This is a genomic window from Streptomyces sp. NPDC056061 (assembly GCF_042266885.1).
In the GTDB taxonomy this organism is placed as follows: Bacteria; Actinomycetota; Actinomycetes; order Streptomycetales; family Streptomycetaceae; genus Streptomyces.
Genome location: NZ_JBHJWQ010000005.1, coordinates 1 through 18,804, shown reverse-complemented (window position 1 = coordinate 18,804; position 18,804 = coordinate 1). Strand labels below are relative to the sequence as shown.

Sequence of the window (18,804 nt, the reverse complement as noted above, 5' to 3'; positions counted from 1 at the left end):
ATGCAGTTCGGACGCACCTATGAGGAGTTCGAGGTCGGCGCGGTCTACAAGCACTGGCCCGGAAAGACGGTCACCGAGTACGACGACCACCTCTTCTGCCTGCTGACCATGAATCACCACCCGCTGCACATGGACAGCAATTACGCGGAGACGACGACCGATTTCGGAAAGAACGTCGTCGTCGGCAACTACATCTATTCCCTGCTGCTCGGGATGTCGGTCCCGGACGTCTCCGGAAAGGCGATCGCCAACCTGGAGATCGAGTCACTGAAGCACGTCGCGCCGACCTTCCACGGCGACACGATCTACGGCGAGACCACCGTTTTGGACAAGTGGCCGTCGAAGTCCCGCAGCGACCGCGGAATCGTCCACGTGGAGACCCGGGGCCACAAGCAGGACGGGACGCTGGTCTGCGTTTTCCGCCGCAAGGTGATGGTTCCCACCGAGACGTACATCAAGGAGCGCGGCGGCGAGCAGCCCGGCCGCCCCGAGCCGATCCGGCCCTCGCAGAAGAACGTGGAGAAGCAGCCATGACACGACTCGCCCGGACTTCCGGTCTCACCGATGTCCAGCAGGAAATCCTCGCCACGGTCCGGGATTTCGTCGACAAGGAGATCATTCCGGTCGCGACCGGGCTGGAACACCGCGACGAGTACCCGACCGAGATCGTCGAGGGGCTGAAGGAACTCGGCCTGTTCGGCCTGATGATTCCCGAGGAGTACGGGGGTCTGGGCGAGTCGCTGCTCACCTACGCGCTGTGCGTGGAAGAAATCGCCCGCGGCTGGATGAGCGTCTCCGGAATCATCAACACGCACTTCATCGTGGCGTACATGCTCAAGCAGCACGGCACCCGGGAACAGAAGGACACATTCCTGCCGCGCATGGCTCTGGGCGAGGTCAGGGGGGCGTTCTCGATGTCCGAGCCGGCTCTCGGCTCGGATGTCTCGGCGATCACTTCCAAGGGCGTCAAGGACGGCGAGGAGTACGTCCTGAACGGCCAGAAGATGTGGCTGACGAATGGTGGTACGTCCTCGCTCGTGGCGGTCCTGTGCCGGAGTGACGAAGGCCACCCCGAGGGCACCCCGCCGCACAAGTCGATGACGACGTTCCTGGTCGAGAAGGAGCCCGGTTTCGGCGAGGTGCGCCCCGGACTCACCATTCCGGGCAAAATCGACAAAATGGGCTACAAGGGCGTCGATACGACCGAACTCATCATGGACGGTCTGCGAATTCCGGCCAATCGCGTACTGGGCGGCACCACCGGTCGAGGTTTTTACCAGATGATGGACGGGGTCGAGGTCGGACGGGTGAATGTGGCCGCGCGTGGCTGCGGTGTCGCACAGCGTGCGTTCGAGCTCGGCGTCTCGTACGCCCAGCAGCGCCAGACCTTCGGAAAGCCGATCGCGCAGCACCAGGCGATCCAGTTCAAACTGGCCGAAATGGCCACCAAGGTCGAGGCCGCCCATGCCATGATGGTGAATGCAGCGCGCAAAAAGGACTCCGGCGAACGAAATGACCTGGAGGCAGGGATGGCGAAGTACCTCGCCTCCGAGTACTGCAAGGAAGTCGTCGAGGACGCCTTCCGGATCCATGGCGGCTACGGCTTCTCCAAGGAGTACGAGATCGAGCGCCTCTACCGGGAGGCACCGATGCTGTTGATCGGCGAAGGTACCGCCGAGATCCAGAAAATGATCATTGGGCGCCGACTCCTTGAGGAGTACCGGTTCCAGGGGTGATTGTCCCTTTAAAGCCGATTTGGCAGCGAAGAAGATCACACCCTGTCATCCTCAGCCGGTGCCTTCCCGCCGTCCGACTCGGCTGCTGGCTTGCCCAGTTGCGGCTCGCAACCGATAACATCGCCGGAAAAGCCGCCGTCCCCCGTTGCCAGCGCGGCATCATCCGCTACGAAGGTCATCCATGCCCGACAGCCAAAACTCTGCACCGCGCGGTGGCGTCCGCCTTGCGCGCGGAGCTTCGCCGTGGCTCCTCCCGACTGTCGCCACCGCGGCGCTCAGCCTCACCCGGGCACGCAAGTCCGGGCGCTGGGCCGCGGTGGCCGTGCCCACCACCGCGCTCGCGGCGGGCATGCTGTGGTTCTTCCGGGACCCCGAGCGCGAGATCACGCAGGGCCGGGTCATCTCACCGGCCGACGGCGTGGTGCAGAGCATCATGCCGTGGAAGGACGGGCGCACCCGCGTCGCGATCTTCATGAGCCCGCTGAACGTCCATGTGAACCGTGCGCCCCTGGCCGGCACGGTGACCTCGGTCGAGCACGTCCCGGGCGGGTTCGTTCCGGCGTTCAACAAGGAGAGCGAGAACAACGAGCGCGTCGTCTGGCACTTCGACACCGAGCTCGGCGACATCGAGATGGTGCAGATCGCAGGCGCGGTCGCACGACGCATCGTCCCCTATGTTCCGCAGGGCACGAAGGTGGAGCAGGGCGAACGCATCGGTCTGATCCGCTTCGGCTCCCGGGTCGACATCTACCTGCCGGAGGGTGTCGAGGTCGCGGTCGAGGTCGGCCAGGCCACCACCGCGGGGGTGACTCGAATTGACCGTGATTGATCCCGAGACCCGGGCGGGCTGGGTGCCCGAGGCGGAGTCCGAGGAGGACGCCGGCGAGGACATGCCGCTCTCGCTGCGGCTGTCGATAGCCGACACCCTCACCCTCGGCAATGCCACGTGCGGATTCATGGCGGTGTACTTCACCACCACCGGAATCCTCATCCCGCACCTCACGGGCAGCGACGAGAGCGGCATGGCACGCCACTCCGCGGCCACCGCCGTGATCCTGATGCTCCTGGCCGCGGTGTTCGACCTCTTCGACGGGCTCGTGGCGCGCAAGCTGCGCTCCTCCCCGATGGGGGCCGAGCTGGACAACCTCTCGGACCTGATCAGCTTCGGGCTCGCCCCGGCGTACTTCGTCCTCGTCTACGGCATGGTCGCGGACGACGCACATCAGCGGGTGTCGGCGCTGGCGGCGGTGGTGGTGCTGCTGGCGGTGGTGCTGAGACTTGCCAGATTCTCCTGCGTGACCATGAAGGACGGCATGTTCCAGGGCATGCCGAGCCCCTTCGGTGCGCTCACCATCGTGTCGATCGTGCTCCTGGAGCTGTACTTCGTTCCGACGCTCCTGGCGATCGTCGGGGTGGCGTGGTTGATGGTGAGCCGCGTCGAGTACCCGAAGCCGCGGGGCATCCTGGCGGTGGCGATGCTCAGCTGGATCGTCGCCGCGATGGGGCTCCTCGCTGCGTGGGCGCTGGACGCCCCGGGCGGGCAGCTGCTGCTGCAGACCGGCTGCGCGCTCCAGGTCGTCCTCGCTGCGGTCATCCCGCTCTTCGCGACGGCACGGCGGGTGAACACCTTCCGCGGCAATCGACGCGAGGCAAGGGCGGCACAGCTGCCGTAGTGGCATGGCGGCTCATCGTGTGCGAGAGGGCCCCGGAAGCTCGGCCGAGCTTCCGGGGCCCTCTCGCGTACGCGAGAAAACGCCGGGACCGCGGGCGGTCAGCCGGGCACGAGCACGGCGGCCCCGTGCACCCGGTCGGCGGCCAGGTCGGCAAGCGCCCGGTCGGCCCCGCTCAGCGGGTACGGGCTCACGGTGACCCGGATGCCGACGCGTCGGGCCAGGGCGAGAAACTCACGACCGTCCTCGCGGGTGTTGGACGTGACGCTGCGCAGTTCGCGCTCCTGGAAGAGGTGGCGCCGATAGTTCAGGACGGGGATGTCGGACAGGTGGATTCCGGCGATCGCCAGTGTCCCGGACCGGTCCAGTGCCTCCATCGCCACCGGCACCAGGTCTCCGACCGGGGCGAACAGGATCGCCGAGTCCAGCGGCTCCGGCGGCCGGTCGTACGCGTCCCCCGCCGAGGCCGCGCCCAGCTCCAGGGCGAGTGCGCGTGCCTGCTCCGACCGGGTCAGCACGTGGACGGTGGCACCCTCGGCGAGGGCCACCTGGGCAGCCAGGTGGGCCGAGGCGCCGAAGCCGTAGATGCCCAGGCGTCCGCCCGGGGGGAGCTCGCTCCGTCGCAGGGAGCGGTAGCCGATGATGCCCGCGCAGAGCAGCGGGGCCAGCCGTATCGGGTCCTCGTCGTCCGGGAGCCGGTAGGCGAAGTCCTCCGGGACGAGTACCGCGTCGGCGAAGCCGCCGTCCGCGTCCCAGCCGGTGTAGACGGACCGCGGGCAGAGGTTCTCGCGCCCGCCCCGGCAGTAGCGGCAGCTCCCGCACGTCCCGCGCAGCCAGGCCCCGCCCACCCGGTCGCCGATCCGGAACCGGCCCGTCCTGTCGCCGACGGCAGAGACCCTGCCGACGATCTCGTGGCCGGGGACGGTGGCCGGGCGGTGGGGCGGGAGATCGCCCTCGGCCAGATGGAGGTCGGTACGGCAGACACCGCACGCCTCCACGTCGAGCAGCAACTCCCCCGGGCCCGGTGCGGGTGCCGGCCGGCGCACACGTACCAGGGGGCCGGTGCCGATCGGACCGGGTGTCCGGACGGCCCAGGCGGTTCGGTCGGCCGGGACGGGACGGGGAACAGCCACACCTCCAGCGTGCGGCGTCCGGGGAACGGGGGCAAACCGTCCGGCGGGCCCGGACGGCTTCCGGGGAGGGCGCGGCGCTCCCCGGCTCCGGGCGCCTCTATCAGGGAGAGGTGCTCCCGCCCGCGCGGCGCTCCGCGGAGGTGCCGGATCAGGAGCCCGGAATCACTCCATCGGTCGCACGAGGAGTGCGCGGGCTCCTGCCGCGCAGCAGGCTGAGGGATGACGGCACCGCGACGAGGGCGGCCGGACGCCGGGACTCGGGCGACCGGCCGCCGTAAGAGGTGGAGCCATGCCCCGTGTGTCTGCGCATGTCCATGTGTCCCGTCCCGCCGACGAGATCTTCGCGTTCCTCCGGGATCCACGGAATCTGGCCGTGTGGTCGTCGAGCATAGATCGCGTGATCGAGGGCCCGGTCGCCACGGAGGTCGGCGACACGTACACCTGCAAGTTCCCGGGCAGACGGCGGGTGCACCGTCTCACGTGCACCGCGAGCGCACCGGTCGAGTACCTGGCCTTCCGGGGCGCGCGGATGTGGACGCCGCTCGGCCGGCACTCGCCGGAACTGGAGTTCCGGCTGCGTCCCGGCCGGCGCGGAACGCTGGTCCAGATGTCGGTCAAGCCCCATCTGGACGGCGGCATGATCATCCTTGCGCCGTTCGTGACAATGGCGTGGCGCCGTGACCTGCCGGTGGAATTGCGGTGTCTGGCGGAGTTGCTGACCGACGGCGAGCAGTCCGGGGACGAGGGGGCCGGGAGCGGACGGCCCGAGGACGAACGGCACGGGCGCGAGCAGTCGGGCGCCGACACGGGCGACAGCACCGGGCGGGCGCCCTTCCACCGCTGAGACGGGAGCCCGCCCGGGGGTTGCCGAGGGGCGTGGGTTCCGTCCCGGCCGCGGTGGTGGTCCCGCGCCGGAGACCGACGCCGCCGCACGGCACCGGTCCTCGGGCTCGGCTCCGGCCGTCGGGCAGGTCGGCGTGCCCATGCGCCGGGCCGGAGCGCGCGGCGGCCCCGCGGTCGCGGACCGCGTGTCGTCGGCCCGCCCCACCCGGCCGGGATCCGCTACCGCAGGAAGTCGCGGGCGATCGCCTCCGCCGCTCGCTCCAGCAGCGGCCCCGCCTGGGCCATGGACACGGCGGGATCCGGTTCCAGGTCCGCGAGCGCGTAGGCGCGGCGGATGCCCGCACCGGTCAGTGCCTCTGCCGACAGGGCGAGGCGGCCGCAGACCGCCACGACCTCCACGCCCGCCGCGCGGGCGGCCGCGGCGACACCCGCCGGCGCCTTGCCGTGCAGGGTCTGCTCGTCGAGCGAGCCCTCCCCGGTGATCACGAGGTCGGCGCGCGCCAGCGCCGGGGCGAAGCCGAGGACGTCCAGCATGACCTCGATGCCGGGGCGGAACCTGGCCCCGAGGGCGACCAGCGCCCCGTAGCCGATGCCGCCCGCCGCACCCGCTCCGGGCAGCCGGGCGCGGTCCGGGCCGAGAACGGACGCGTAGTGGGCGAGCGCGGCGTCGAGGAGCGCGATGTCCTCGTCGGTGGCGCCCTTCTGCCGACCGTAGACCTCGGGAGCCCCCTTGGGCCCGGTCAGCGGGTTGTCGACGTCGCTGGCGAGGATCAGGTCGACGTCGGCGAGGCGCGGGTCGAGGCCGGACAGATCGGCCTCGGCGAGGTCGGCGAGCCCGCCGCCGCCGGGGCCGACGGGCTTGCCGTCCGCGTCCAGGAACCGGGCGCCGAGCGCGGCGAGCATGCCCGCGCCACCGTCCGTGGTGGCGCTGCCGCCCACACCGAACACGATCGTGCGGGCGCCAGCGTCGAGCGCCGCGGCCAGGAGCTCGCCGGAGCCGTACGTGGTGGCCGTGAGCGGGGCGAACTCCCCGGCGGGCAGCCGCTGGAGACCCGAAGCCTCGGCCATCTCCACCACCGCGGTGGTGCCGCGCAGCGCGTACGCGGCGGTCACCGGATCCCCGAGTGGTCCGGTCACCCGTGCTTCGCGGTGCTCGAACCCGGCGGCCACCGCCGCCGCCACCGTGCCGTCGCCGCCGTCCGCGACCGGCAGGGCCTCGACCCTGGCTCCGGGGACGACCCGTCGCAGCCCGGCCGTCACACGTTCCGCGACCTGTACGGCCGTGAGAGACCCCTTGAACTTGTCCGCCGCGACGAGTACACGCGCGGTCTCCATCACTGCTCCGTCCGCCACTTTGCATCCCTTGCTCTCGAACAGGCAGTCGCGCCGCCCCGACCCTATCCACAGCGGATACCCGCTGGCCAGGGCCGTCTCACTGCCGCTCCCCCGGCTACGCTGCCCACGTGACCACCCCTGATTACGCCACCTACATCGCGGGGCTGCCCCGTGTCCTGGCCGCCGCGGCCACCGTGTTCCGGGACGTCCACGGCCGCGTGCTGCTCGTCGAGCCCAACTACCGCGACGGCTGGGCCCTGCCGGGCGGAACAGTCGAGTCCGACGGCGGGGAGAGCCCCAGGCAGGCAGCGCGACGCGAGACGGCCGAGGAGATCGGTCTCGATGTGCCGCCGGGACGGCTGCTCGCGATCGACTGGTCCCGCGGCCCGCAACGTCCTCCCATCGCCGCGTACCTCTACGACGGCGGGGTGCTGGACGAGGCGGCGCTGAAGGAGATCCGGCTCCAGGAGGAGGAACTGCTGTCCTGGGAGCTCGTCGGGCGCGACGGCCTCGACCGCTACCTGCTCGGCGGTCTCGCGCTGCGCCTGGGAGCGGCACTGGACGTGCTGGACTCCGGCGGCGGCGCGGTGGAGCTGGAGGACGGCCGCCCGGTCGGCGGCTGACGCCCCGGGGCGGCCCGCGACGGTCGCGTGCCGCGCACGCCGGCCGCCCCGGTCACCCGTACCCCCCTCGCGTTCCGCTGCGCACACAGCGCGTCGGCCGACGGCCGGGGACTGCGGCCGGCCGGGCACGGGTGTCCGGGGCCGGGCACGCCCCGCCGAAATGGCCTCGCGAGCGTCTTCGTCGCTGCGTACGCTCGGCCCATGGCACTCGTCGCGATCCTCAGCGGCGCCGGGATCTCCACCGATTCCGGCATTCCCGACTACCGCGGCCCCCAGGGCCTCTGGCGCAAGGACCCGGAGGCCGAGAAGCTCGTCACGTACGACTTCTACATGGCCGACCCGGAAATCCGCCGCCGCTCCTGGCAGATGCGTCGCACGAGCGCGACCTGGGGCGCGGAGCCGAACGCCGCCCACCGAGCGGTGGCGGAACTCGAACGATCCGGTACGCCGGTGCGGGTGCTCACGCAGAACGTCGACGGGCTGCACCAACTGGCCGGTCTGCCCTCCCGCAAGGTTCTCGAACTCCACGGGACGGCGCGCGAGACCGCCTGCACCCGTTGTCATGCCCGCGCCCCCATGGCGGAGGCACTGGTCCGCGTCGAGGCGGGCGAGACCGACCCGCCGTGCACGGTCTGCGGCGGCATCCTGAAGTCGGCGACGGTCATGTTCGGTGAGCGGCTCGATCCGATGGTGCTGAGCGAGGCGATGGCGATCGCCAAGGCCTGTGAGGTCTTCGTCGCCGTCGGCACGACCCTCCAGGTGCAGCCCGCGGCCTCGCTTGCCGGTATCGCGACCGAGCACGGGGCGCGGCTGATCGTGGTGAACGCCGAACCCACCCCGTACGACGAACTGGCCGAGGAGATCGTTCGCGAGCCCATCGGAACGGCTCTTCCGGTGTTGCTGAAGCGGTTTGCCGCGTCACCGGACACGGATACGCCGACGCCGGGCTGAACGGCGGCGGGGGCGGCCGGGCGGCATGGCCGAAGGGCGCTCGGGCCCGGCCGCGGCGGGGGTCCGGCACGGGCGGGCTCTCAGAGCCCCCGCTGTACGCGGCGGGAGGGGCGGAAGGTGTACAGGTCGAGGATCTCCGGCGGGTCGGCCAGGCCCGGACCGCCCGCCCGCACCCAGGCCGCGATGTCCCGCGCCGCGTCCGCATCGTTGACCAGGCCGAGCCAGACCGGTCGGCCCCCGGCGCGGCGCCCCTGCGCCGAGGGCTGGACGACGACATTGGCCTGCTCGCAGGCGTCCAGGCAGTCCACGGCACGGACCGTGGCCACCGCGTCGAGCGCCCGGCGCAGCCCGGAGAGCTGGCCGGCGTGGTCCACGTCGGGGATCTTCGGTGTTCCGCAGCAGCAGCCGCGGCAGACACTGACGGTGGGCCCGGATGTGTCCCGGGCGGGGGCGGCCTGGTGGGCGCGGCGGCTCATGCGGGACGGCTCCGGGTGGTGGCTCCGACGATCACGGTGGGACTGTACCGACCTCGTCGCCCGATCGAACACCTGCGCTCCCCCGGTAGCCGGTGGGGTAGAGTGGTGGGCTGCGAAGGGGAGTAGCCCCGCAAACCGGTCGTCGACACACTGGAGCCCTCGGGTTCCCGGTGGCCGGGCCCGCGGATCGTCGCGGGCGGGCGAGACCTTCGGTCAGGTATGACGCGCCCGCGCCCCGTGGGCGTCGATGTCATGCCGGGCCGAGTGGTCCTCCGAGAGCCCGAACGGCACTTCGCGAAGACCCGGGGCCCGGCTCTCACAGAAAGCCACCCGGAATGCACCTCGACCCCCTGGCGATCATCACCGCCTTCGGGCTGATCTTCCTCGCCGAGCTCCCGGACAAGACCATGTTCGCGTCCCTGGCCATGGGCACGCGCATGAAGCCGCTTTACGTCTGGTTCGGTACGTCGTCCGCGTTCATCGTGCATGTCGCGATCGCCGTCGGAGCGGGCAGTCTCATCGGGCTGCTGCCGGGCTGGCTCGTCAAGGTCGTCTCCGCCTCCCTGTTCGCGTTCGGGGCGTTCATGCTGCTGCGGGCGGGCGGCGGCGATGACGAGGACGAGGACGGCACCCGGACGGTGACCGGGTTCTGGCCCGTCTACTCGACCGCGTTCATGGCGGTCTTCATCAGCGAGTGGGGCGACCTGACGCAGATCACCACGGCCAACCTGGCGGCGAGCAACGGGACCTGGTCCACCGCGATCGGGTCCGCCGCCGCGCTGATGTCGGTCTCGGCGCTGGCGCTGCTGGCGGGGCAGTTCATCGCGAAGCGGGTGCCGCTCAAGACGGTTCAGCGGATCGGGGGGCTCTGCATGCTGGGGCTGGCGATCTGGACCGTGGTGGAGATCTTCACCGGCTGATGTCACGCGTCGGCCCGGCTCGCCGCCGGTCGCCGTCGTCGGACGCGGCGGTCTGCGGGCGGCGCGTCGGGCACGTTCCGGAAACCTTCCAGGATGCTTCTGGACGTGCCGGAACGTACACGGGACGAACGGGGATGAACCGGGACGCACACGGGACGGGGCCGGTTGCGCGCCGGGCCCGTCCTCGCGTCCCTTCCCCGGTCCGGCGGCCGGTGAGCCGCCGTCCGCGGTCCGGGGCAGGAACGGCCCGGACGGTGTCAGAAGAGCGTCCGGGCATCGTGTTCCTCGCCCTTCTCGAAGGCGAGCAGTCGCTGCTTGCGGTCGAGCCCGCCGCCGTAGCCGGTGAGGCTGCCCGAGGCGCCGATGACGCGGTGACAGGGGACGATGATGCCCACCGGGTTCTTGCCGTTGGCGAGGCCCACCGCCCGCGAGGCCCCCGGTTTGCCGAGGAATTCCGCGAGTTCGCCGTACGAGCGGGTCTCGCCGTACGGAATGCGCCGGAGCTGTTCCCAGACGGCGCGTTGGAACGGGGTTCCGTCCAGGTGCAACGGAAGGTCGAACACGCGCAGCTCCCCCGCGAAGTAGGCATCGAGCTGGCGGACCGCCTCCGTGAACGGCCCCGGATCGGGCTCTCCGAAGGTCTCCTCGGCGGGGCGGTGGCGCTGCCCGGTCATGTAGAGGCCCGAGAGGGTGCCGTCGGTGGCGACGAGGGTCAGCGGACCGTACGGGCTGTCGACGACGGTGTACCGACGGCGGCCGGCCGCGTCCTGCTGCCGGGCGGTCGCGCGCGTGGGCGTCGCGGTCATGGGCGTCACGGTCATGGGGGCACTTCCCAACTGGTTCATACGGGCAGGTGGTTGATGGGGTGGTCGTCGACGGTCCAGAGGTACTGGACCGCGTAGGCCCGCCAGGGCCGCCAGGCCGCCGCACGGGTGGTGAGGGCGGCGGGTGTCGACGGCAGGCCGAGTTCCGCGGCGGCGCGGCGGATGCCGAGGTCGGTGGGGAGGAAGGCGTCCGGGTCGCCGAGGGCCCGCATCGCGATCACTTCCACGGTCCAGGGGCCGAAGCCGGGAAGGGCGGCCAGCTCGGAGCGGGCCCGCTCCCAGTCGGTGTCGGTGCCGAGCCCGAGCGTCCCGTCGGCGAGCGCGCCGACGAGCGTGGTGAGGGTGGCGCGGCGGCTGCGCGGCAGGGCGAGCCGCTCGGGGTCCAGCCCGGCGAGCGCGTCCGGGGTCGGGAACAGGTGGGTGAGACCGCCCTCCGGGTCGTCGACGGGAACGCCGTGGGCGGTGACCAGCCGGGCCGCGTGGGTGCGGGCGGCGGCGGTCGAGACCTGCTGGCCGAGCACCGCCCGTACGGCGAATTCCGCTCCGTCGACGGTGCGTGGCACCCGCCGCCCGGGGGCCTTGTCGACAAGGGGGGCGAGCACGGGATCGGCCCGCAGCCGGTCGTCGACGGCCACCGGGTCGGCGTCCAGGTCGAGCAGCCAGCGGCAGCGGCTGATCGCGAGGGTGAGATCGCGCGGATCGGTGAGCAGGAGGCGGCAGCCGATGTGGTCGGGGCGCGGGGTGAGGGCGACGATGCCGTGTCCGTGGCGCAGGGCAAGGGTGCGGCGGTACGCGCCGTCGCGCCACTCCTCCACGCCGGGCACCGCCGTCGCGGCGAGGTGGCCGAAGAGGTTGGACGGGTTGAGCGGGGCCCGGTACGGAAGTCGCAGCGCGATCATCCCCGGCGCGGGCGCCGGTGACGCGCCCCGGGCGGCGCGGCTGCGCAGCTCGCCCGGCGCGAGCGCGAAGACCTCGCGCACGGTGTCGTTGAAGGTGCGGATCGAGGAGAACCCGGCAGCGAACGCCACCTCGGCCATGGGGAGCGCGGTCGTCTCGATGAGCAGGCGTGCGGTCTGGGCGCGCTGGGCGCGGGCCAGGGCGAGCGGGCCGGCGCCCAGTTCGGCGAGCAGCTGCCGCTCGATCTGCCGGGCGGAATAGCCGAGGCGTGCCGCGAGTCCGGGGACGCCCTCCCGGTCGACGACGCCTTCCCGGATGAGGCGCATGGCGCGGGCCACGGAGTCGGCGCGGGCGTTCCACTCCGGGGAACCGGGGCTGGTGTCGGGACGGCACCGCTTGCACGCCCGGAACCCCGCCTGCTGGCATGCGGCGGCGCTGGGGTAGAAGGTCATGTTCTCGACCTTGGGCGGCACGACGGGGCAGCTGGGGCGGCAGTAGATCCGGGTGGTCAGGACCGCCGTGAAGAACCAGCCGTCGAAGCGGGCGTCCTTGGACTGGACGGCCCGCACGCAGCGCTCGGTGTCGGTGTGCATGCCCCCAGCATGGGGCACCGACGGCGGCAGGACTGGCGAGAATCCGACATCGACCACGAGCGCCCTCTCCGAGATCGCCTCCCGAGGTACGACTCATCGAAATTTACACTCTTCGAGTCGAGCGTTAATTTTGTAAGCATGTCGACGATCCCGTCCTCCCGGATCGTGCTCGACGCCGCCCACCACTGCTTCTGCCACAACGGGTACCGCCGCACCACGGCCTCCGGCATCGTCGACGAGGCCCGGAGGCCGCCCTGCGCGACACCGAAGCCGTGCGCCGCGCAGTGCGCTCCGGCGCGCAAATGATCACCGGCGCATTCGCCCGCCCCGCGTCGTTCCCGACCCGACCCACCACCGGGCCGCCCACCCACCGGCGAAAGGCGCCACCATGAGCAGCACCACCCCCACGTACTACCGCGACCATGAGCCTGGTCTCCAAGATGTCCGCCCTGGCCAACGTCCCGGGCGCGATGAAGGTCCTGGCGAAGGACCGCACCTCGGCCGTCAACTGGGTCGGCGTCCGCTTCCTGGACCGCTGCCTGAACTACGCTCCCACGTCGAACCGGAACACTTCGATGCCTGCCCGGTGCTGCTGGCCCAGCCCGCCCGGGACCGCTGGACCCCGCTCCACCCGAGCACGCCGTTCCTGTCCCGTATCACCGAAGTCCCGGTCGATACCGTCATGCTCGACAACGCCGGCCACTACCCCCTCGAAGAACCCGGCCTCCAGCAGATGCAGGACGCCGTCGCCGGTTTCGTCACCGCACACACCGCCTGAACCGGCATCCGCGCCTGTGATGTCCACCTGTGATCCCCAGGACTCCCCCGGCGACGACACGGCGACGGACCTCGTGGTCCCGGAGGAACGCACGGGCCGGCGGCGGACGCTCCCGGCCCACCGAGCGCGTACGGCGTCGGGTGGCGACCGCGGTCAGCCGCGTCCCGCCAGGGCCTCCCGGAACTCCTCGTACGCGTGCGCGTCGAAGAGCACGAACCGCACCTCCTCGACGGGCGGGACCGCCTCCGCCAGGACCGTGCGCACGGCGATCCGGGCCCCGTCGTCCATGGGCCATCCGTAGATCCCGGTCGAGATGGCGGGGAAGGCGACGGTGCGTGCTCCCAGTTCGGCCGCCACCCGCAGCGACTCGCGGTAGCAGGAGGCGAGGAGGGCCGACCGGTCCTCGGCACCGCTCCAGACCGGGCCGACGGTGTGGACCACCCACCGGGCGTCCAGCCGTCCGGCGGTCGTGGCGACGGCCCGGCCGGTGGGCAGGCCCTTTCCGTAGTGCGAGGCCCTGAGTTCGCGGCACTCCCTGAGGATGTCGACGCCACCGCGCCGGTGGATGGCCCCGTCGACCCCGCCGCCCCCGAGCAGGGAGGAGTTCGCCGCGTTCACGATGACGTCAACGGTCTGCTCGGTGATGTCACCACGTACCAGCGTGACGGAAACGGTCTCAGGTGTGCGCATGGGGCCATGATGCCGTGTCGGCGTCGACCGCACTGCACGAACACGGACGTGGCCGCAGGCGCGGCGCGACGCGCTCGCGGCCGAGCGGTTGCCCGCCACCGGACCGGCCTTCGCGATCGGCTTCCGCTCCCCTCGCGCGACCACGGGAACGGCGCGGGGGATGCGGTGGCGTCCGAGAGGCCGTCAGACCTCCCGCAGCCGTCGCCATACCGCCTTCGCCGCATGGTGGCCGGACATGCCGTGCACCCCCGGGCCGGGCGGGGTGGCCGAGGAGCACAGGAACACGGCCGGGTGCGCCGTCGCGTAGGGGACGCGGGCGAGCTTGGGGCGAATGACCGTCTGGAGTCCGGCGAACGCCCCGCAGGCGATGTCGCCGTCGACATAGTTGGCGTTGCGCGCGGCGATCCGGGGTGGTCCGGCGACCGCCCGGGCGAGGACCAGGTCCCGGAACCCGGGGGCGAAGCGCTCCAGTTGGCGCTCGATCACCTCGGTGGCGTCGCCCTCCCAGCCCGCCGGGACGTGCCCGTATGCCCAGAAGACGTGCCGGCCCTCGGGTGCGCGGGAGGGGTCGATCAGGCTGGGCTGCGCGGTGATCAGGAACGGCACGCTCGGATCGCGGCCCGCCACCGCGGCGCTCAGCGCGGCGTCGATCTCCCCGGCGGTGGGGCCGATGTGGACCGTTCCGGCCCTGCGGGCCTCGGGTGCGGTCCACGGGACCGGGCCCGAGAGGGCATAGTCGATCTTGAAGCAGGACGCCCCGTAGCGGTAGCCGCTGTAGGCGCGGCCCAGCCCGGCGATCCGGGCGACCGCGGTGGGCGAGGTGTCGAAGATGTACGCACGGGCGGGCGGGAGTTCGTCGAGCCGTCTGACCTCGGTGTCGGTGTGAATGGCACCGCCCTGTTCGCGCAGGTACGAGGCGAGGGCATCGGAGATGGCCTGTGATCCGCCGCGCGGCACCGGCCACCCCTTCTCGTGCGCGGCCAGCGCGAAGAGCAGGGCGATTCCGCCGGTGGCGACTCCGCCGACGGGCGCGATGGCATGGGCGGCGAGCCCGGCGATCAGGCCCCGCGCCTTCGCGCCGCGGAAGCGGCGGGAGAGCAGGGTCGCGGGCTGGAGCGCGTCGAGGCCGAAGCGCACCCAGCGGTACGGGTCGCGGGGCAGGCCGTCCCACGGGGTGCGCAGGAAGTCCTCGGCCAGGGCGTCCCAGTGGCCGAGGAAGGGGGCGACGAGTCTGCGGTAGGCCCCCGCGTCCCGGGCACCGAGCGACATGGCGCTCTCCCCCACCGATCCGGCCAGGACCGCCGCCGTCCCGTCCGGGAACGGGTGGGCAAGCGCCAGCTCCGGCTGGAGCCACTCCAGGCCGTGCCGGGCGAGCGGCATGGTGGCGAAGGCGGGCGAGCCGATGCCCAGCGGATGAACGGCGGAACAGGGATCGTGGCGGAAGCCGGGCAGGGTGAGCTCCTCCGTGCGGGCCCCGCCCCCGACGGTCTCGCCGGCCTCGAAGACCTCCACGGCGAAACCGCGCCGGGCCAGTTCGACCGCGGCAGTCAGTCCATTGGGCCCCGCCCCCACGACGACGGCATCAAGCATCGACGGCACCTTCGGGCTCCTTCGTCAGCCGGCGGCCGGAAGTCCCAGGATATTCCGCGGCATCGGCAACGGGGGCGCGGGTAGGGTCACCGCGCGATGAACACACCGAACTCCTCCGCTCCACGCACGCATTCCTCCGCTCGGCGGACGCATTCCTCCGCTCCGCGCACGCCCGGAGCACCGCCCGGCCCGATCGTGCCCGCCCCGATCGCGGACATGGCCTCGCGCCTCGTCTCACTGCCCGGCATGCGGGCCGTGTCCCTGGGCGGCAGCCGGGCCCGCGGCACGCACCGCCCCGACTCCGACTGGGATCTCGGCCTCTACTACCGGGGCACTCCCGACGTGGCGGCGCTGACCGCCCTGGCCTCCGAGGTCCAGGGCTCCCCGGCGGAGGTCGCGGGGCCCGGCGGCTGGGGCCCCTGGGTGAACGGCGGTGCCTGGCTGACGGTGGACGGCGGCGCGGTGGACTGGATCCTGCGTGATCTGGACCGGGTGGAGGCGGTCTGGTCCGACTGCCGGGAGGGCCGTTTCGAGGTGGGCGTGCAGGCCGGGCATCCGCTCGGCTTCTGGTCTCCGGCCTACCCCGGCGAGGTCGCGCTGTGCCATGTGCTCGCCGACCCCGGGGGCGAGCTGACCGCACTTCGGCACGAGACCGTCGCCTACCCGGAACCGCTGCGCACGGCGTTGGTGGAGGCGTCGTGGGAGGCGGAGTTCTCGGTGGCCAACGCCCGCAAGTCGGCCTCCGCCGACGACCCGCTGCATGTCTCCCTGTGCCTGTCGCGTGCGGTCGGCGTCCTTGCGCAGTCGCTCCACGCCCACCACCGCACCTGGTGCCTGAACGAGAAGGGTGCGCTGGCCGCGGTGTCCGGCATGCCGGACACCCCCGCGGGCTTCGCCGCACGGGCCGGTGAGGTGCTGAGGTGCCTGGACGGGGAGGCGGTGGAGCGGGCCGCGGAGCTGGTCCGGGACGTCCGGTCGGTCCTCGCCGCAGGCGAGGCGGACCACACCTGATCGCCGCCCTCCGGTGCGTGGTGCCCGACCGTGCCGGTCAGGCCCCGTCGCGCAGCGCCTTCAGGACGCGTTCGACGGTCGCTGCGTCGCGTGCGGCCGTGAACGGCAGGGCGTTCCCGCCTGCGATCCGGAACGGGGTGCCCTCCAACGTGGCCTGGGCGCCACCGGCCTCGGCGACCAGGAGCAGGCCGGCCGCGTGGTCCCACGCGTACTCCCAGGTGAAGGCGACAGCGTCCATCTGGCCGCGCGCGACGGCGAGGTATTCGAGGCCGGCCGAGCCGCAGGGCCGGGCGTCGATGCCGTCGGTCCGCAGGCCGAGCAGGGCGCGCTTCTGGGCGTCGGTGGTGTAGTCGGGGTGCGACGTGGCCACCCGCAGGGCGGCGCCGGGCGCGGGCGAGCCGGAACGGATCGGCTCGCCGTTCAGGGTGGCGCCCCGGCCGCGGATCGCGACGGCCATCTGGTCGAGGGCCGGGGCGAAGGTCCACGAGGCGAGGAGTTCGCCGTGCCGGGCGAGAGCGACCAGGGTGCAGAAGCCCGGGTCGCCGTGGACGAACTGCCGGGTGCCGTCGACCGGGTCGACGATCCACACGGGCGCGTCGCCCCGCAGTGCGTCGTACACCGCCGGATCGGCGTGTACCGCTTCCTCGCCGACGACGACCGAACCGGGCAGGAGCCGGGTCAGCGAGGCGGTGAGGTGTTCCTCGGCGAGGCGGTCGGCGACGGTGACGAGGTCGTGCGGGCCGTTCTTCTCGATGATCTCGTGCGCGGCGAGCTGTCGGTGGCGGGGCATGATTTCGGCCGCGGCCGCCGCGCGCACCGCCGCCTCGACCTCGGTCAGCCATCCGGCGCGCCCGGTGTCCTCGGCGTCCTCGGCCGGGTCGACGATGCCTGCGAATCCGTCGAGAAGTTCGTTCATCATGTCTCCAGCCAATCACGATGCATCGAGGAATTGACGAACGGCCCGTGTCAGGAGGGCGGCCGGTCGGTGTACGACGGCATACGGATCGGGGATCGGTGCACCGGCGGTGCGCGGACGGGGCTCAGGACCAGTCGTCGTCCCGCGGCGGCTCGCAGAGTTCGAGCACCACGTCGCCGACCTCCGGGACGCCCCCGGTCGGCGGCCGCACCCGCGCGCCGACCGGAACCATGTGCGGTGCGGCGCCCACCACACGACAGCGGAACACGAAGCCCTCGGGGAGCCGGACCAACGACTCGTTGCGTGCCGCCTCCGTGTAGCGGTGCACGACGCCGGATCTGACCACGACACCCAGGCCCGCGCTGTGTTCGGACTTCAGATCGCTCGACGCGCACACCGGGCACAACAGCCGCCGGAAGGAGGCGGTGCCGCACCAGCGGCACCGGTGGTAGTGCAGGCCGACTTCCTCGGGCACCGTCTCGGGCACCGTCCGCACGGTGTCATGCGATGACTGGGACACGTTCGACCCCCTGCGTTCGGCTCGGATGCGCCGCACCTGCGTGTCGACGCGTCCGCACCATAGGGCACTGAGTGCCGAACCGTAAAGGCACTCAGTGCCAGACGAGTTCGGTTCCGGTCTCAGTCGGGGGCGATGGCCGACTCGATCTGCTGCACCACACGCCACATGGGAGCCCCCTTCGCGGCGACCATCACCACCACGTCACCGTCCTGCGGGCGGCTCGGCCCGTCCGCCGCCACCGCGCTCCCCCACACCTGCCGCACCAGCCCGAGGGCGTGATCCACCGCGGTCTCCGCGTCCCCCTCACCGCCCGAGCGCAGCCAGGTCCGCAGCCCGTTGTTGTGCGCGGCGACCACGGAGGCGGCGATCACCTCGGCCCGCAGCGCGCCGTCCCCCGCCTCGCCGTAGCGCCCGCGGAGATAGCCCGCGAGCGTCTGCTCGTACCGGCGCACCACGGACAGTTCGTAGGTGCGCAGTCCGGGCACCTCCCGGGTGAGCCGGTAGCGCTGGACGGAGAATTCGGGGTTGGCGGAATACATGCGCAGCACCAGCCGGGCCGCGTCGCACACCGCGTCGACCGGCTCCGCGTCGCCGACCGCGGCCAGGAACGCCGTCATGTCGGCGAGGCAGCGCTCGTGGTCCGGGAAGACCGCGTCCTCCTTGGACGGGAAGTACCGGAAGAACGACCGGCGCCCGACCCCGGCCCGGGCCACGATGTCGTCCACCGTGGTCTGCTCGAAGCCCCGCTCCAGGAAGAGCTGGAAGGCGGCCTGGGCCAGCATCTCCCGCATCGGGGTCTTCTTCGCGGGTCTGGGTGCGTCAGTCATGCGGGGAACGTAGCACCGAAAGGCCGATTCTGGCACCGCGTTCCTTTACAGAGGGTACTGAGTGCCATATCGTCGTCCTCACGAACCGTACCCAGGTAGGAGAGCCGGCGTGAGCTTGAGGATCGTTGTCTGTGTGAAGTATGTGCCCGATGCCACGGGTGACCGGCGCTTCGCCGATGATCTGACGGTGGACCGTGAGGATGTGGACGGTCTGTTGTCGGAGCTGGATGAGTATGCGGTGGAGCAGGCGTTGCAGATCGCGGATGGGGTGGATGATGCGGAGGTCACCGTGTTGACGGTGGGTCCGGAGGATGCTCGGGATGCGTTGCGGAAGGCTCTGTCGATGGGTGCGGACCGGGCGGTGCATGTCGAGGACGATGATCTGCATGGCAGTGATGTGATGGGGACGTCGTTGGTGTTGGCTCGGGCGGTGGAGAAGGCCGGGTTCGACGTGGTGGTTGCGGGGATGGC

22 protein-coding genes are annotated in these 18,804 nt (G+C 71.9%); 12 read left to right on the top strand and 10 right to left on the bottom strand.

The window, feature by feature from the left end:
* From ACFC79_RS10100 to pssA, 4 genes are all read left to right on the top strand, one after another.
* The gene (locus ACFC79_RS10100) at positions 1–534 is read left to right on the top strand and encodes a MaoC family dehydratase (protein WP_376237607.1); all 534 of its coding nucleotides are present in this window, start codon (positions 1–3) and stop codon (positions 532–534) included.
* Positions 531–1,736 carry an acyl-CoA dehydrogenase family protein gene (locus ACFC79_RS10095; protein ID WP_376237605.1) on the top strand — a complete coding sequence of 402 codons (1,206 nt, stop codon included), beginning with the start codon at positions 531–533 and terminating at the stop codon, positions 1,734–1,736. The genes ACFC79_RS10100 and ACFC79_RS10095 overlap by 4 nt, the downstream gene beginning before the upstream one ends.
* Before the next feature lie 181 nt (positions 1,737–1,917).
* Positions 1,918–2,565, top strand: a complete 648-nt coding sequence (locus ACFC79_RS10090; protein WP_376237603.1) for a phosphatidylserine decarboxylase — start codon at positions 1,918–1,920, stop codon at positions 2,563–2,565.
* 22 nt (positions 2,566–2,587) lie between these two features.
* On the top strand, positions 2,588–3,409 hold the full coding sequence (pssA, locus tag ACFC79_RS10085) for a CDP-diacylglycerol--serine O-phosphatidyltransferase (RefSeq protein WP_376238292.1): 822 nt from the start codon (positions 2,588–2,590) through the stop codon (positions 3,407–3,409).
* A 98-nt stretch (positions 3,410–3,507) separates the two neighbouring features.
* On the opposite strand, the gene ACFC79_RS10080 is transcribed toward pssA, so the two are convergent.
* The gene (locus tag ACFC79_RS10080; protein ID WP_376237601.1) at positions 3,508–4,539 is read right to left on the bottom strand and encodes a zinc-dependent alcohol dehydrogenase family protein; all 1,032 of its coding nucleotides are present in this window, start codon (positions 4,537–4,539) and stop codon (positions 3,508–3,510) included.
* Positions 4,540–4,828: 289 nt separating this feature from the next.
* Between ACFC79_RS10080 and ACFC79_RS10075 the strand changes: the two genes are divergently transcribed.
* Complete coding sequence (locus ACFC79_RS10075) at positions 4,829–5,383, top strand: SRPBCC family protein (RefSeq protein WP_376237598.1); 555 nt, start codon at positions 4,829–4,831, stop codon at positions 5,381–5,383.
* A 218-nt stretch (positions 5,384–5,601) separates the two neighbouring features.
* On the opposite strand, the gene ACFC79_RS10070 is transcribed toward ACFC79_RS10075, so the two are convergent.
* Positions 5,602–6,717: a glycerate kinase gene (locus tag ACFC79_RS10070; RefSeq protein ID WP_376237595.1), complete on the bottom strand. Its 1,116-nt coding sequence runs from the start codon at positions 6,715–6,717 to the stop codon at positions 5,602–5,604.
* Positions 6,718–6,845: 128 nt separating this feature from the next.
* Between ACFC79_RS10070 and ACFC79_RS10065 the strand changes: the two genes are divergently transcribed.
* The gene (locus ACFC79_RS10065) at positions 6,846–7,340 is read left to right on the top strand and encodes an NUDIX domain-containing protein (protein ID WP_376237593.1); all 495 of its coding nucleotides are present in this window, start codon (positions 6,846–6,848) and stop codon (positions 7,338–7,340) included.
* Positions 7,341–7,541: 201 nt separating this feature from the next.
* A complete protein-coding gene (locus ACFC79_RS10060; protein WP_376237591.1) occupies positions 7,542–8,291 on the top strand; it encodes an NAD-dependent deacetylase in 750 nt (249 codons plus the stop codon).
* 80 nt (positions 8,292–8,371) lie between these two features.
* Here the strand turns inward: ACFC79_RS10060 and ACFC79_RS10055 are convergent, their stop codons facing one another.
* Complete coding sequence (locus ACFC79_RS10055; protein ID WP_376237588.1) at positions 8,372–8,767, bottom strand: (2Fe-2S) ferredoxin domain-containing protein; 396 nt, start codon at positions 8,765–8,767, stop codon at positions 8,372–8,374.
* Positions 8,768–9,102: 335 nt separating this feature from the next.
* On the opposite strand from ACFC79_RS10055, the gene ACFC79_RS10050 reads away from it, so the two are divergent.
* Positions 9,103–9,687: a TMEM165/GDT1 family protein gene (locus ACFC79_RS10050; RefSeq protein WP_376237586.1), complete on the top strand. Its 585-nt coding sequence runs from the start codon at positions 9,103–9,105 to the stop codon at positions 9,685–9,687.
* 257 nt (positions 9,688–9,944) lie between these two features.
* Here the strand turns inward: ACFC79_RS10050 and ACFC79_RS10045 are convergent, their stop codons facing one another.
* Complete coding sequence (locus ACFC79_RS10045) at positions 9,945–10,493, bottom strand: methylated-DNA--[protein]-cysteine S-methyltransferase (RefSeq protein ID WP_376237584.1); 549 nt, start codon at positions 10,491–10,493, stop codon at positions 9,945–9,947.
* 35 nt (positions 10,494–10,528) lie between these two features.
* Positions 10,529–12,001 (bottom strand): AlkA N-terminal domain-containing protein, encoded by a 1,473-nt coding sequence (locus ACFC79_RS10040; protein ID WP_376237582.1) that lies wholly within the window; start codon positions 11,999–12,001, stop codon positions 10,529–10,531.
* 138 nt (positions 12,002–12,139) lie between these two features.
* Here ACFC79_RS10040 and ACFC79_RS10035 point away from each other — a divergent pair, with 138 nt between their 5' ends.
* Together ACFC79_RS10035 and ACFC79_RS10030 are read left to right on the top strand one after the other, a co-directional pair.
* The gene (locus ACFC79_RS10035; RefSeq protein WP_376237579.1) at positions 12,140–12,307 is read left to right on the top strand and encodes a hypothetical protein; all 168 of its coding nucleotides are present in this window, start codon (positions 12,140–12,142) and stop codon (positions 12,305–12,307) included.
* A gap of 280 nt (positions 12,308–12,587) precedes the next feature.
* Positions 12,588–12,779: a hypothetical protein gene (locus ACFC79_RS10030; protein WP_376237577.1), complete on the top strand. Its 192-nt coding sequence runs from the start codon at positions 12,588–12,590 to the stop codon at positions 12,777–12,779.
* Positions 12,780–12,932: 153 nt separating this feature from the next.
* Here the strand turns inward: ACFC79_RS10030 and ACFC79_RS10025 are convergent, their stop codons facing one another.
* Positions 12,933–13,469: an O-acetyl-ADP-ribose deacetylase gene (locus ACFC79_RS10025; RefSeq protein WP_376237576.1), complete on the bottom strand. Its 537-nt coding sequence runs from the start codon at positions 13,467–13,469 to the stop codon at positions 12,933–12,935.
* Positions 13,470–13,652: 183 nt separating this feature from the next.
* A complete protein-coding gene (locus ACFC79_RS10020; RefSeq protein WP_376237573.1) occupies positions 13,653–15,068 on the bottom strand; it encodes a phytoene desaturase family protein in 1,416 nt (471 codons plus the stop codon).
* A 207-nt stretch (positions 15,069–15,275) separates the two neighbouring features.
* Between ACFC79_RS10020 and ACFC79_RS10015 the strand changes: the two genes are divergently transcribed.
* A complete protein-coding gene (locus tag ACFC79_RS10015) occupies positions 15,276–16,070 on the top strand; it encodes a DUF4037 domain-containing protein (protein ID WP_376237570.1) in 795 nt (264 codons plus the stop codon).
* 37 nt (positions 16,071–16,107) lie between these two features.
* Here ACFC79_RS10015 and ACFC79_RS10010 read toward each other — a convergent pair whose 3' ends face one another.
* The 3 genes from ACFC79_RS10010 to ACFC79_RS10000 all read right to left on the bottom strand — a co-directional run bounded on the left by ACFC79_RS10010 (position 16,108) and on the right by ACFC79_RS10000 (position 18,297).
* Positions 16,108–16,989 (bottom strand): inositol monophosphatase family protein, encoded by an 882-nt coding sequence (locus tag ACFC79_RS10010; RefSeq protein ID WP_376237567.1) that lies wholly within the window; start codon positions 16,987–16,989, stop codon positions 16,108–16,110.
* A gap of 121 nt (positions 16,990–17,110) precedes the next feature.
* A complete protein-coding gene (locus ACFC79_RS10005) occupies positions 17,111–17,482 on the bottom strand; it encodes a Zn-ribbon domain-containing OB-fold protein (protein ID WP_376238289.1) in 372 nt (123 codons plus the stop codon).
* Positions 17,483–17,625: 143 nt separating this feature from the next.
* Entirely contained in the window at positions 17,626–18,297 is a 672-nt protein-coding gene (locus ACFC79_RS10000; RefSeq protein WP_376238286.1) for a TetR family transcriptional regulator, read from the bottom strand.
* 145 nt (positions 18,298–18,442) lie between these two features.
* Here ACFC79_RS10000 and ACFC79_RS09995 point away from each other — a divergent pair.
* A partial coding sequence (locus ACFC79_RS09995) for an electron transfer flavoprotein subunit beta/FixA family protein (protein ID WP_376237565.1) occupies positions 18,443–18,804 on the top strand: 362 nt, incomplete at its 3' end.

What these genes read in the sequence shown, in the direction of transcription:
- ACFC79_RS10000 (WP_376238286.1), bottom strand. Translation starts at nt 18,297, where the DNA reads ATGCGGGAGATGCTGGCCCAGGCCGCCTTCCAGCTCTTCCTGGAGCGG.
- ACFC79_RS10070 (WP_376237595.1), bottom strand. Translation starts at nt 6,717, where the DNA reads ATGGAGACCGCGCGTGTACTCGTCGCGGCGGACAAGTTCAAGGGGTCT.
- ACFC79_RS10095 (WP_376237605.1), top strand. Translation starts at nt 531, where the DNA reads ATGACACGACTCGCCCGGACTTCCGGTCTCACCGATGTCCAGCAGGAA.
- ACFC79_RS10055 (WP_376237588.1), bottom strand. Translation starts at nt 8,767, where the DNA reads ATGAGCCGCCGCGCCCACCAGGCCGCCCCCGCCCGGGACACATCCGGG.
- ACFC79_RS10060 (WP_376237591.1), top strand. Translation starts at nt 7,542, where the DNA reads ATGGCACTCGTCGCGATCCTCAGCGGCGCCGGGATCTCCACCGATTCC.
- ACFC79_RS10015 (WP_376237570.1), top strand. Translation starts at nt 15,276, where the DNA reads ATGGCCTCGCGCCTCGTCTCACTGCCCGGCATGCGGGCCGTGTCCCTG.
- ACFC79_RS10040 (WP_376237582.1), bottom strand. Translation starts at nt 12,001, where the DNA reads ATGCACACCGACACCGAGCGCTGCGTGCGGGCCGTCCAGTCCAAGGAC.
- ACFC79_RS10035 (WP_376237579.1), top strand. Translation starts at nt 12,140, where the DNA reads ATGTCGACGATCCCGTCCTCCCGGATCGTGCTCGACGCCGCCCACCAC.
- ACFC79_RS10010 (WP_376237567.1), bottom strand. Translation starts at nt 16,989, where the DNA reads ATGATGAACGAACTTCTCGACGGATTCGCAGGCATCGTCGACCCGGCC.
- ACFC79_RS10090 (WP_376237603.1), top strand. Translation starts at nt 1,918, where the DNA reads ATGCCCGACAGCCAAAACTCTGCACCGCGCGGTGGCGTCCGCCTTGCG.
- ACFC79_RS10045 (WP_376237584.1), bottom strand. Translation starts at nt 10,493, where the DNA reads ATGACCGCGACGCCCACGCGCGCGACCGCCCGGCAGCAGGACGCGGCC.
- ACFC79_RS10100 (WP_376237607.1), top strand. Translation starts at nt 1, where the DNA reads ATGCAGTTCGGACGCACCTATGAGGAGTTCGAGGTCGGCGCGGTCTAC.
- ACFC79_RS10075 (WP_376237598.1), top strand. Translation starts at nt 4,829, where the DNA reads ATGCCCCGTGTGTCTGCGCATGTCCATGTGTCCCGTCCCGCCGACGAG.
- ACFC79_RS10050 (WP_376237586.1), top strand. Translation starts at nt 9,103, where the DNA reads ATGCACCTCGACCCCCTGGCGATCATCACCGCCTTCGGGCTGATCTTC.
- ACFC79_RS10025 (WP_376237576.1), bottom strand. Translation starts at nt 13,469, where the DNA reads ATGCGCACACCTGAGACCGTTTCCGTCACGCTGGTACGTGGTGACATC.